At 49.8% G+C, this 13100-nt stretch carries 10 protein-coding genes; 4 read left to right on the top strand and 6 right to left on the bottom strand.

Annotated elements, in window-relative coordinates; genetic code table 11:
• Positions 1 to 61 precede the first annotated feature (61 nt).
• Together HFP08_RS09195 and HFP08_RS09190 are read right to left on the bottom strand one after the other, a co-directional pair.
• Positions 62 to 955, bottom strand: a complete 894-nt coding sequence (locus tag HFP08_RS09195) for a carbohydrate ABC transporter permease (protein WP_240941231.1) — start codon at positions 953 to 955, stop codon at positions 62 to 64.
• Positions 956 to 1063: 108 nt separating this feature from the next.
• Positions 1064 to 2407, bottom strand: coding sequence for an ABC transporter substrate-binding protein (locus HFP08_RS09190; protein ID WP_168120304.1), 1344 nt, complete (start codon positions 2405 to 2407; stop codon positions 1064 to 1066).
• Between the two features lie 145 nt (positions 2408 to 2552).
• Here HFP08_RS09190 and HFP08_RS09185 point away from each other — a divergent pair, with 145 nt between their 5' ends.
• Entirely contained in the window at positions 2553 to 4052 is a 1500-nt protein-coding gene (locus HFP08_RS09185) for a sensor histidine kinase (RefSeq protein WP_168120303.1), read from the top strand.
• Between the two features lie 28 nt (positions 4053 to 4080).
• Positions 4081 to 4764: a response regulator transcription factor gene (locus HFP08_RS09180; protein WP_168120302.1), complete on the top strand. Its 684-nt coding sequence runs from the start codon at positions 4081 to 4083 to the stop codon at positions 4762 to 4764.
• On the opposite strand, the gene HFP08_RS09175 is transcribed toward HFP08_RS09180, so the two are convergent.
• From HFP08_RS09175 to HFP08_RS09165, 3 genes are all read right to left on the bottom strand, one after another.
• Entirely contained in the window at positions 4761 to 5714 is a 954-nt protein-coding gene (locus HFP08_RS09175; RefSeq protein WP_168120301.1) for a D-2-hydroxyacid dehydrogenase, read from the bottom strand. The two genes, HFP08_RS09180 and HFP08_RS09175, sit on opposite strands and share 4 nt — an antisense overlap.
• Before the next feature lie 27 nt (positions 5715 to 5741).
• Positions 5742 to 6788: a YbjQ family protein gene (locus HFP08_RS09170; protein WP_168120300.1), complete on the bottom strand. Its 1047-nt coding sequence runs from the start codon at positions 6786 to 6788 to the stop codon at positions 5742 to 5744.
• Positions 6789 to 6873: 85 nt separating this feature from the next.
• Positions 6874 to 7779 (bottom strand): AraC family transcriptional regulator, encoded by a 906-nt coding sequence (locus tag HFP08_RS09165; RefSeq protein ID WP_168120299.1) that lies wholly within the window; start codon positions 7777 to 7779, stop codon positions 6874 to 6876.
• Positions 7780 to 7899: 120 nt separating this feature from the next.
• Here HFP08_RS09165 and HFP08_RS09160 point away from each other — a divergent pair, with 120 nt between their 5' ends.
• Positions 7900 to 9264 carry a sulfatase family protein gene (locus HFP08_RS09160; protein ID WP_168120298.1) on the top strand — a complete coding sequence of 455 codons (1365 nt, stop codon included), beginning with the start codon at positions 7900 to 7902 and terminating at the stop codon, positions 9262 to 9264.
• 144 nt (positions 9265 to 9408) lie between these two features.
• Positions 9409 to 11121 carry an alpha/beta fold hydrolase gene (locus HFP08_RS09155; protein WP_168120297.1) on the top strand — a complete coding sequence of 571 codons (1713 nt, stop codon included), beginning with the start codon at positions 9409 to 9411 and terminating at the stop codon, positions 11119 to 11121.
• 123 nt (positions 11122 to 11244) lie between these two features.
• On the opposite strand, the gene HFP08_RS09150 is transcribed toward HFP08_RS09155, so the two are convergent.
• Complete coding sequence (locus HFP08_RS09150) at positions 11245 to 13086, bottom strand: hypothetical protein (RefSeq protein WP_168120296.1); 1842 nt, start codon at positions 13084 to 13086, stop codon at positions 11245 to 11247.
• Positions 13087 to 13100: the final 14 nt, after the last annotated feature.

The raw sequence follows: 13100 nt of genomic DNA, 5'->3' as shown, positions 1-13100 counted from the left end.
GAATGCTCTTTATGCTCTTTCATTCCAACGAGCGGCATACGATTTTCTCCTTCTGTCATCATTAATAATTCACCCACTTCTTCTGTCCTCTGAATTGAAGATAACTGAAGACGAGAATTAACAGGAACAATATATAGGCCATCGCGGAGGCGTAACCGAAGTCGAATTGCTTGAACGCCACATTGTAGATGGTATAGACCAGAACCTGCGTTGAACGGCCCGGGCCTCCCTGGGTCAATACGAAGATCAGGTCGAACACCTTGAAGGAGTTGATGACACCGATAATGATCGTGAAGAAAATAACGGGCGAAAGCATCGGCAATGTAATATGAAAGAACTTCGAAATCGAACCGGCGCCGTCTATATCCGCCGCTTCATACAAATGCTCCGGCACGCCTTGCAAGCCGGCCAAATACAAAACCATATAATAGCCGATTGAATTCCATATATAGACAAGAGCTACCGACAGCAGCGCCCATTGCGGCGAAGACAGCCATCCGGGCGGATGATTGAAGCCGATGCTGCTTAATATTCCGTTAATCGGACCCATCGTCGGGTTCAAGAGCAATTGCCAAATCACAGCAACGGCAATTGTAGCCGTAATGTACGGGAGAAAGACCGCCGTTCGAAACCATTTGACGAATTTGATGCCGGCATTCAGCCAGACGGCAACGATAAGAGATAGAAACAAAGTAAAAGGCACGGAAACCAGCGTAAAAATAATACTGTTCATAAAAGATATTTTGAAGTTTTCGTCCTTAAGCAATCTTGCGTAATTGTCCAGTCCCACGAACTTCATCGCTCCAAAGCCGTTCCAATTCATGAAGCTCAGGAAGAAGGAAGCAATGACGGGCAAAAAAACAAAGATGGCAAAGCCAATAATATTGGGAAGCAGAAACAGGTAGCCGGATATTCGATTTCTTTGCGTCATCGATCTTTGTTTCTTTCTCAGCAAGGTAGAGCACTCCTTCACCGACGGGCGGACGCCATGACACTTGCAATGCCGGGTCCGCGCATCGGTATCTGCTTATTTTGTAATTTTTATTGATCGGAAAATGATGATTTATTCACCTACAGAGAACTGATCCGCGTAGATGTCGCCCCATTCCTTCTGCAGGCGATCGGATATGTTCTGAATCGCTTCATCCGGCGTTTGCTCGCCGACGAATACCAGCTCTCCCTCTTGCTTGTAAATTTGATTCACGACAATGTTCTTCACGCCGGGCAGCATCGGATATTCCGCATATTCCTTGGCTTCGTTGAAATAATTCAGATGCTCGGGATTGCGATTTCCGTCTCCGAAATACGCCGCCTTGACCGCATCGTTCGTAAATCCGGTGAGATAGCCCATCGAAGCGAAGATTTCGGCGCCCTTGCTGCCGGTCATATAATCAATAAATTTGAACGCTTCTTCCTTGTGCTTCGAATTTTTGTTAATCATTAATGAAACCGGCAAAGCCAAGCTTGTGTTAGCCTCTACACCCTCCGGATGAGGAATGGGAACAACATCCCAACCGAAGCTGATCTTCCCTTCATCCTCCGCTTTTCTGAGCTGAGCGACATGCCAATCGCCCATCAGATTCATCGCGATATTGCCCTTCTGGAACGCCGCGTTATAATGAGCGCCCGTCGCAATTTGCTCCGACCATTTCATGATGGAGCCGTCCGCTTCCATATCCAATCTGAATTGAAGCGCCTGCTTGAACGGCGACAAATCCTTGTCGATAATCGTAGCTCCCGCCTGAACGGCTTGCATATACCAGGTTTGAGGCCAGGTATGGAGGAATGCCCCGTAGGTTTTGTCCTGTCCAGAGCCCTTCGTCATGGTCTTGGCCAGCTCGCGGAAATCGGCCCATGTCATATCGTCGCTTGGATAAGGCACATTGAATTCATCGAACAAATCCTTGTTGTAATAGAGCATCCAGTTCGATTTGCGATACGGCATCCCGTAGTAATGTCCATTGATTTTCATCCGCTCGAACATTTCGCCAAAGCCCGACACATCGACATTATTCGCTTTGATCAGATCATCCAGAGGCTCAATAATGCCCGTGTCGATCATCGAATCGAGCACCCCGCCGAACAAATCGTATTGCACCCCGCCGGAAAGCTGTATTCTCAGCTTCTCATAATATTGATTGGCCGGAAATGTAATGAATTCCACCTTGATGTTCGGATTTTCCTTCGAGAATTGCTCGTACACCGCCTGGAACGCCGCCAGATCATCCGGCAACACCGGAACGGTGAAATTAACGGCCTCGGAACCGCTCGAGCCTCCCTGGCTCCCGCTGTTTTCTCCTGTCGACTCTCCTCCGCTCGAACCATTCCCTCCATTGTTCGACGAGCATCCCGCCAGCATTGCAATTGCGATAATCAGGCTCAACAAGATAGATCCCTTTCTTTTCATTGCCCTCTCCCCTTTGCTCATGTTATGCTTCCTGACATGATCTATCGTAAACGAAAGCTCCGCCATCCAATAAGATGAAAATTTTATACCCCTTTTGGAATTTGTCTTCTCCGTGTAAAATGAATGTAGACAAGAGGGTGCTGACATGACTTATTTGACGATTGTTCTGCTGCTTTTCACCGTTGCTTTGACCTACAAGAAGCCGAAAAACTCATCCACCTTGTTCCTCTACGGAATTATTGCGGGATGGATTATTTCTTTTTACTCTTATTTGTTCTACCTCAGCAACTTCAATGTGTACTTCAAGCTGATCAGCAATATTTACGATTTCAGTCCCGGCTCCTGGAACAGACTCGTTCTGGAGAATATCGATCCCGATTTGTTCATTCGCCTGTTCAACGGCGGCATTCTATTGTTCACCTATTCCTTCTTATTGTTCGCAATCTCCTTTTCCTACAAAAAAAACGGCTTAAAAAAATGGCGCTGGTACGCGCCGCTCATGTTGACGGCTGTTATTCAAGCCTGTTATTACGATCCCCGATTCAATCAATGGCTTCAGAACCGTTTCTATGGCGGGACCTATAGACGGATGGAATTATTCAATCAAATCAGGGACAGTCTCGACATCCTGTTCTTGACGATGAAATATTCGTTTTTGCTCGCAAGCTTCTTCATTCTCATACGCTATTATGTGAAAAACAAGAAAATAAGCTTTCAACGACAATACGCGCTCTATCACATTTTGTGCCTCGCGCCCGTCGTTATCATTCATACGGGCATGTTCTCATGGGCGCCCGAAATACTGGTGAAAGCCACGTTCATTCCCGATTATCATAACTATATCAAGCCGAAAATTTACAACCTGTTCTATGAGTTGAATTTCTTTCCCATGATTTCGCTTATCGCACTCGGCTTTATGATTCTCACCTTCTCCAGATATCAAGCGATGGAGAGAAAATACAATGACAAAAATTCCGAAATCAACAAACGTATCAAAACCGCGTCCTTAGGCGTGCGGGCTTTTACCCATTCGATCAAAAACCATGTTCTCGCCATCAAGTCGGAGGCCGAATTTTTGAAAGAAAAATATCCCGAGGACAAGGAAACGCTCTACAGTCTTGATTTGATCATGAAATCTTGTCTGATGTCCTACGAAACGCTTCATAACGCATCCAGCAAGCTCAATACCCTATCTCTGAAAATGCATCTGGTTCGCCTGTTTGTGCCTGTCGAAAACGCGCTCGCCAAATTATCGACGGGGATCAATCAGGAGCAAATTTTGTTTCTTAATGAATCAAGCGGTTACAAAGCCTATATGGACGAGAAGCATATGACCGAGGTTTTCTACAATATGATTATCAATGCCATTGAAGCGCTGCGAGGAGGGAAGGGAATCATCACCATTACGGTCAGGGAGCAGGATGATTGGGGCTTCGTCTCCATTCACGACACAGGTCCCGGCATCCCGCCCGAGCATATCAACGATGTATTCTCTCCGTTCTTCTCAACCAAATCCTCGGCAACCAATTGGGGAGTCGGCTTATCGTATTGCCACACCATCATTACGGGACATAATGGCAAAATCGAGGTCGAAAGCAATGAAAAAACGGGGACCGTCTTTAAAGTCTTCATTCCTTTAGCCTAACAAGAAGACATTCGAGGAGGAACAAGCGATGGATACTATCAAAATTCTTGTTGCCGACGATATGGAGGCTCATCGCCGCAGATTGGAGAGAATGATCCGAATGGAGCCCGACTTCGAATGGCTGGGCTCCCTGGACAATGGCGCAAGCACTGTAGCAAGCGCGAAGCAATGCCATCCCGATATCATTCTCATGGACATTGAGATGGAATCAAAGTTCGCCGGCATTGAAGCCGCAAAGGCGATTCACGAGCAGCTTCCCGATACGAAGATTATCGTGCTTACCGTTCATGAAGACGATAATATCGTATTCGCCGCTTTCCAGACCGGAATCGTGGATTATATGATTAAATCCGCTTCCCGCGAGGAAATTATCGAAGGCATTCGCTCGGCCTATACCGACGACTCCCCGATTCGTCCCATGATCGCGAAGAAGCTTCGGAATGAGCTCGTGCGGGTGAAGAAGACGGAGTCCAAGCTTATGGCCGCGCTCAATATTATCTCGACGCTCACGCCCAGCGAAATCGAAATTCTGAAGCTGCTGAGCCAATCCTACGGCCGCAAGGAAATTGCGACCATGCGATCCGTCGAAATGGAAACGATAAAAAAACAAATCAACGGCATTCTGAAAAAATTCGATAAGCAGCGCACCAAGGATGTGGTGAAGCTTGTCAACGAATTGAACATTTTCGAAATGACGGGAAATCTGAACTAATATTGCTTCTGAATATCGACTACATTGCGCGAAGGCTGACCCGTTCCGAGATAGGCTTGCAGATTTTCCAGGAAAATATCCAGAGCCCGATCGTCATAATGCACCGTCGAGCCTGAATTATGCGGCGTTATGAGCACATTGTCCATTCCCCAGAGCGGACTATCCTTCGGCAAAGGCTCCTGTTCGAAGACATCGAGTCCCGCTCCGGCGATTTCTCCGCTGCGCAAGGCTTCAATCATCGCTTCCGTATCGGTCGTGCCGCCTCTGCCAATATTGATGTAATACGCCGAGGGCTTCATCCATGCGAATTGCTGCTTGCCGAACATGCGATGCGTCTCCGTCGTATGGGGAAGCGTGTTGACGACAAAGTCGCTCATGCGAAGCACTTCCCCCAGTCCATCGTGACGGAACATTCGATCTACATTGGGGGCTTGCTCGCCCGATCGTCTTACACCAAGCACCGTCATGCCGAACGCTTTGCCAAGCCTCGCCGTTTCCTCTCCGATGGCTCCGACTCCAACAACGCCCATCGTTGCCCCATGAATTTCGCGCAACGCGCCTGTCGATTTCCAATCATTTCTCTCTTGATTGCGGATAGACTGATGCAGATTCCGCGCGAAGGCCAGCATCATCGAGAAGATCGTCTCGGAGATGGGATAAGCGTGAACGCCGCTTGCATTGGTGAGCGCGACGCCATATGCGGCCATATCGGCAAGGGGCATTCTATCAACGCCCGCTCCCCAATTCTGAATCCATTTCAGCCTCGTATTCGGCTTCAAGCAAGCTTCGGCAGCCTTATTGTTCCAGCCGATTATAATTTCCGCTCCCTCCAGATGCGGGAGCCACTGCTCCTCCTTGCCGTGAACGATTTCCCACCGCTCTGGCAGAGTCGTATGTATTTTTTCCAGATGCTTCGCGGATAATGTACCCAGATAGACGATTTTGGACATGCTTGCCTACTCCCCTTTCTGGCCCCCCTATTCGACGGACACCTTGAAAATTTTCTTCAAAACGTATTCCCTTTCCTTCAGCAGCCTGATGACATAATCATAATTTACATCCGTGCTCAGAAAGCCTCTCGCATCTTTTTCGCAACGTTTACAATAATTCTGGCCCGATTTATTCTTATTTCCGCAACTGCATATCCAATTGTCGTTCTGCTTAGCCCCAAGCTGTTCGGGAAATCCCTTTTCAAATACCTCGATTAGTTTGGCTAACCTCTGAATATCTTCCCGTTTGTATACCCTTTTATCGCCATAGGACAAATGAAACAGACATATTTTCATATTTTCAGAGGATTGCGGAAAGGAATTTAGGATGGATTGATAATGGACTAGCTTAGCGCCGTGCAACAACGATATTAATCGGCTATTCCTTGTTGATGAATCGAATTTTTTGTACAGGAACGAAATCGCAACACCCTCTTCCAATTGGGAGAAATAAGCTATGGTACGCTCTTTGAATATCTGAAATGAAATCGTTTCATTGCTATATCTTTTATACACATATTCCATGACTTCAAATACAGAATGATTAACGATATAGTCCCAATGATTTTCAATCTCCGATGGATCATTTCTTATGAGGGTTATAATGCGAAGACGATTATACATGGAATCGAATTTCTCGCTGGATATCTCAAGCAATTCTTCAACTTCTTCTCCTTGCATCTTTTCCAGCTCTTGCTCGGGTACGGTAACCGCAGTGCCGGTCGCCGTTACCATAAACATTTGCTTTCCTTTTCCGGAAATCTCATCATTGTCCATATTTACCCCGACAATTGCGTTGGCGCCGATTTTCCTGGCTTCATTGGATAGATTCTCGATTACTTCATCATACAGGCTCTTTAACTGTCTTTGATATGTACCCGAGCGTCCGCCGAATATGTCGCTAAAGCCGGCAAAAAGATCCGAAAAATACCCGGTGCCCGCAACGACTCTGGCAGAGACCACCCCTTTATAATGCTTGATCTCAACATTTTCAATTGCATTTGTTGTCGTAATCAGTACCCTGTTTTTGTTCATTGCCATTCCCCCATCGTAAATGCTTTTGCTTATGCCATTGACAATTATAACCTATTCCTCCTTCCGTGAGCGATAAAAGAAAATTCTATTCTCCCCTCCCCATCTCGCGATATCGGCTTGGGCTGGTCTGTTCGTACTTTCGGAACATCTTGCCGAAATGATGAAGATCATCGAAGCCGGTTTGAACGGCAATCTCGGTAATGGTCAGTCCGGAGGTAAGAAGCAGTTCTTTGGCGCGTTGCAGTCTCAGCATCAGGAAGTGCTTCATCGGCGAAGTCTTCAAATTGGCTTGAAACAAAGCGCGCAAATGCCCTTCACTGATGAATAGCTGCTCGCATAGATTGGACATGGACAGCTTGTTGCCGACGCTATGCCTCATAATGAGATTCGCTTTCAGAACACGCTCGTCGATGGCTTCGAAGGGCTCGAGCGAAGCTCCCTCGCAATAGCGGATTAACGAAGCCATCATCCCGCGCTCCATTGCTGCAAATTCGAGATTTGCGAGCAGATTATCCAGTTCGTCATCCGCTTGGGACAAGGTCCTCGCTGTTTGGCGGTTGGATGGAAAGCCATCGCGGGACTGGCTGCCCTGCCACTGATGCAGCAAGCGGCTCCAAAGCTGAGACAACGACTGGCATTCATCCAGACTCAAGCTGCTTTGCAGTGGCAGCCTGCACACGAATTCGAATGGAATATCTCCGCAATGAATGCCGACCCCCATCGCCAAATAATGAATTTCATCCTTGTACGCTTGGCAGTGACGCGTACGAAACAGGGTGTTGGGCGGGATAATTAGCAAGTCCATCGGATGAATGTCGAAGCTTCCGGTGCGGGTTTCGATTCTGCGGCAGCCGTTTATGACCAGCCAGATCGTATAGAACGGATTGCTGAAATATTCGAAATTCCAAAGGGGCTCTCGCCGCCATTCGTATAAAAAATGAATGTTTATACTGATTTCGGGCAAGCCCCTGCGACTATTGCTCTTGTCCATGCGGAATCATTCCTGTCCTTAATCTGCGTTTATTCCCACTATACCATCGTTTAGCCCCCCATGCTTCATAGTATCCTTAGTTCAGGAACTATTTTGATCTGAACAGGGGAGGACGACTCGATGCAACGAAAACCGAATGTGATTCTAATCAATTGCGATGATTTGGGATATGGGGATCTGGGCTGTTACGGCTCGCAGGCGCACAAGACGCCTGCGCTGGACCTTATGGCGCAGAACGGAATTCAATTCACCGATTTCTATATGGCATCGCCGGTATGCTCGCCTTCGCGCGGGGCTATGATGACGGGCTGTTATCCGAAGCGCATCGGCTTTGACCAATTCGAGGGAAGGCATGTGCTGTTCCCGGGACAAGGAGTAGGACTGAATCCCGACGAAATAACGATCGCGAAAGCGCTCAAAGGAGCCGATTACGCCACGATGATGATTGGTAAATGGCATTGCGGCGACCAAAAGGAATTTCTGCCGACAAGACACGGCTTCGACCATTATTACGGCCTGCCGTACAGCAACGATATGGGCAGACAAACCGGCTCCAGGCATATGCTGCCGCCGCTTCCCCTGATGGACGACGAGCAAGTGCTGCAGGCGCAGCCGGATCAGGCGTCTCTGACGGAGCGTTATCTGGAGCAAGCGGTGAAATTCATTCGCAATCATCAGGAAGAGCCCTTCTTCTTGTATTTCGCGCATATGTACGTGCATCTGCCGCTATACGTGCCAAAGCGCTTTCTCGAGCAATCCGAGAATGGGCCGTACGGCGCGGCGGTCGCTTGCATCGATTGGACGACCGGCGTGCTGATGGAGGAATTGAAGCTTCTTGGGCTGGAGCAGGATACACTGGTCATCTTCACGTCTGACAACGGCTCGCGTTGCGATTACGGCGCAAGCAACGGAAGGCTGCGCGGTACGAAGAATACAACTTGGGAGGGCGGCATGCGGCTGCCGTGCCTAATGTCTTGGCCGGGGACGATTCCGGCAGGCGGCATATGCGGGGAAATCGCGACTTCGATGGATTTCTTGCCGACGCTTTGCGCGCTGGCAGGGGCTTCACTACCGAATGACCGCGTCATCGACGGCAAGGATATTCTGCCGTTGATGCTGCAAGAGGAAGACGCGGCGTCTCCGCATGAAGCATTCTTCTATTATCATTCGAGCAAGCTTGCGGCGGTTCGTTGCGGCGAGTGGAAGTTGCATGTCCATCGCAAAGACGAAACGGTTTGGGAGCTGTATCATTTGAAGGAGGATGTCTCGGAAAGTCGGAATGTGGCGGAGGAGCATCCCGAGGTGGTAGCACGTCTCGAGCTGTTGTTGGAGGCTTGCCGGGCGGATCTCGGAGACGCGGCCGCGGACCGGATGGGAGCGAATTGCCGCGAAATTGGCCGAGCGGCGAATCCGGAGCCGTTGACGCAATACAAGGAGCATTATCCGTATTACATGGCGATGTACGATCTTGGAGATCGGGGCTGACGTTTCCTTTACGCGTAAATTCGATTTTTCATGAGAAAACTCTTGCCTATTAAAAATATCTGTTCTATTATTAATATAACAGAGCGAATAAAACAATTTCGCTCTTGAATAGAACCCCATTATTAGGAGTCAGGAGTGTGAACAATGAAAAAAACAACCGCTATTACGCTGTCCTTGCTGCTTGTGCTTGCGATATTTCCGATGCAGGCGCTGGCGGAGTCCCATCCTCTTACTGTCACCATCGACGGAAAGAAGGTAAGTTTCCCCGATGCGCAGCCCTATGTTGACGGCAATCATGTCATGCTGCCCATCCGCTTTATCTCGGAGCATTTATTGGTATCGATAACCTGGAACGGCGCAGCCAAGGAAGTGACGCTGTCCAATGATGACAACGTGCAAGTCTTGCAGTTGCAAGGCAATACGGTGCAATTGGCAGGCAGCACAACGACTTACGCCGCTGCTTTGAAGAAGGACCGCGTCTATCTGCCTCATAACGCCATTGCCGAACTGTTTGGCTGCGAGGTAAATTACGATTCCGCAAAGAGCACCCTTGCCTTCGTCACATCCGCTGGCGGCAATCAAGATGAAGTGCAGCCAAGAGTTGAGGGTGTGATTCATGCCTTGATCGCAGGTCAATTCGACGATGTATACGCCCAATTCGATGAGAACATGGCGGCCGCAATAACTCCCGAGCAGCTTGAAGCGGGATGGGAATCCCTCGCTTCTTCTCTCGGCGATTTCGAATCGATTACAATCATGCAGCAAACCAAGGTCAACGAGTTGGATGCAGTCGCAGCGCTTGCCGCTTTCTCGGAGATGCAGCTCAAGATCCAATTCGCCTTTCATTCGGATGGCCGTATAGCGAGTCTTTCGTTCAACCGCTATTATGAGCAATCCCAAGCAGAAATGCCGACGAATGTTCGGGAAGAAACCGTCGTAATCGGGGAAAATACGGATTATCCATTGGGAGGCACGCTGACGTTGCCGAAAGAAGTGAACGGCCCGGTTCCGGCAGTGGTGCTGGTTCATGGCTCAGGGCCGAGCGACCGGGATGAAGCCGCCTATGCCTATAAGCCGTTTCGCGACATTGCCTGGGCGCTTGCTGCGGAAGGCATTGCCGTCCTTCGTTACGACAAACGCACTTACACGTATGGCGAGCAGCTGGCAAAATCGGATATGCGAACATTCACCGCAGCGCAGGAAACTGTCGATGATGCCGTGCTTGCATCTCACTGGTTGAAGCAGGACGATCGTATTAACGCCTCTCAGGTGTATATCATCGGACATAGCCTGGGCGGCATGCTTGCTCCGCGTATCGATGCAGCCGGGGGCGACTTCGCCGGTTTGATTCTGCTAGCCGGAACGCCTCGCAAGCTGTGGGAGGTCATGTACGATCAAAATGTATCAGCGATTGAAGCGATGGACATGGACGAGGCTGCGCGCGAGTCTAACCTCGAGGCGGTACGCAACGAATACGCGAGGGCGCAGCAATTGCAGGAGATGACCGATGAGGAAGCTCAGCAGACGACTATTTTCGGAATTCCGGCCTACTATTTCAAGGAAATGGATCGCTACAACGCTGCAGATATTGCCGCCAAGCTTCACAAACCGATCTTCATCCTCCAGGGCAAAACGGATTTCCAAGTCAAAGCGGATGTCGATTATGTCTCGTGGCAACAACGTCTTGAAGGGGTAGACGATGTCGCCTATGCCCTCTATCCGGGGCTGAACCATTTCTTTATCGCCTCGCAGGGAGACGCCGTCGGGACGACTGCGGAATATCAGATCCCGGGGTATGTCGACAAGGCTGTGCTCAAGGATATTGCTGACTGGATTCGGGAACAGATAGAGCAGTAATGCTTTATCTGTACGCTTAAGAGGTGCAACAGTAGTCTTCCCGCAACGGGAAGCTCTATTGTTGCACCTCTATTGGTTAACGAACCTTGTTCGTCCTCCATTGTAACGGCCCTCTCCAGACCTTTATCGTTTAATACCCCCATGCCTTCTCTCGCTGCTCTCGAAATTCAAATATAAATACTGCCCTCCGAATGAAATTTCAATTTCCCGGGGGTTCCTTGCGACCTTGCCGTAAGGCGTATCAATGCGGTCGTAATTCGTCTCGATCATTACGCCGTCGATGCGGAACGCGCCCTTATATGTCAGCGAATACTCGCGTTCCCCTTGATAGGTCAGGGTATGACGGTGAAAGCGGATCGTTCGAGCGCGGATCGTCTCAACGAATGTACCAAAGTCGCCGTATGCTTCCCGACTTCCGAGCTCACAAATCCAGTACGTCTCCAGCCCCTTCTGGATCAAATCCGAAGCATCGTCTGGATTTGTTTCCAGCTCGTACCTGCCAATCAAGGCGATATAAGCGTCCCCCGCTCTTCCGAACAAATAGCGGCCATCGCGCACGACTTCGTCGAAGCGCTCCTGCGGAAAGTATGCATGGGTGAAGCGCGCCCGCTTCTTCTCCATAAAGCCCTTGCGTCCGTCCAGCCGGTATATGCTGATATGAACATGCCGATCCTGCACGGCATGCGGCAGAATTCCGCTGCCTACCCAATAGCCGGGCGAGGCGTTGCGCTGGTCGTCCTCGAAGGCGGACGCCCCGGGATGCGTCGTGAAAACCGTAATTTCCGGGGATAAGGTCGCCTGCCATACATGCTGCTGATGAGCGAATTCGCCGGGATGATAAGCCTGCGCGGTCGACAGCATATAATGCTTCGTCTTGTACGTATACGAATTGGCTCTCTGAATCGCGAAGCCTTGCGTGACCGGATTGAGCAAACGAATGACGAGCGGCAGCAATCCAAGCTTCCGCGGCAGCGCATGATCAACCAAGCGCAGATCGGCCAGGAACGCATTGCCGTGAAGCCTCCAACGATTGAACATCCGGAGCGTTATCACGACAGACTCCGGATTCGTGAAGCTCTCCATCGCCCAGAGGAACAGTCCTCTCCTCTCCATGTCCTTGGAATCGGGGAATGCTGTCGCGAGCTCGGATAGATCGAGCCCCATCGAATCCTTGATGACTCTGTCTTCTGAATCGCGGCCAATCAGACGAATCGCTTCGGGCAGATCATAGCGTTCCATCAGCAGGAAATTGGCCGAGATGCGCGAATAATCGAAATCGCTCACATGGCCGAAGCCCCAGACGCTCTCGCTGATGTCCCGTATGTTCTGAAGCCTCGGCCTCTTCTTCTGTGCTTCATAGCAACGTCCGCTCGTCGCGGCGAACAGGCCCTGGAACGAATGCATGCCCATATCGAGCAGCAGCAGATCCATAATCATCTTCGCCTTCAAGACGATCTCTTCGTCCTCGCAGAAGTCGATCAGAATGGACAAGGCCGCAATGTCTTCTTCATAATACGTATTCGAATGCCACTCTGTGAACCCGTAATCAAAGCGATCTTTCAGCCAATTCATTAAGCGTATGCGAGCTTTCTCGAGATGCTCCCTTCCAATCAAATTCGCATTGGAAAACCGCTCGTCCGGATAACGCTGGCCCGCCAAATATTCGACCGCCGCGAACAGAACCTGATGATTCTCCGACCAATAGCACATGCTGTCCTCGCCCGGCTCGTCCATCCAGTATTTGAAGTTCAAGATGGTTCGCCTTATCGTCTCCGACGCTTGAGCGGACAATAAGCGCTCATAGCTGTATATGGCGCGAATCAGCGAAACCATGCGGAAGTCCGCGCAATCGAAGCGCCAATTCACGTCCTCGCACATGGCGAGGATCGGCGCTTCATCGCAGGGAATGCCCGCATGCAGCTCTCGAATGCCGGGGAAGCATTTCGGGCTCGTATTCATGGTCATAGAAGCGGGCCCCC

This window comes from Paenibacillus sp. HB172176, assembly GCF_011947265.1.
Classification (GTDB): Bacteria; Bacillota; Bacilli; order Paenibacillales; family Paenibacillaceae; genus Pristimantibacillus.
The sequence above is the reverse complement of the archived record's forward strand: the minus strand, read 5'-3'. Positions and strand labels throughout refer to the sequence as shown.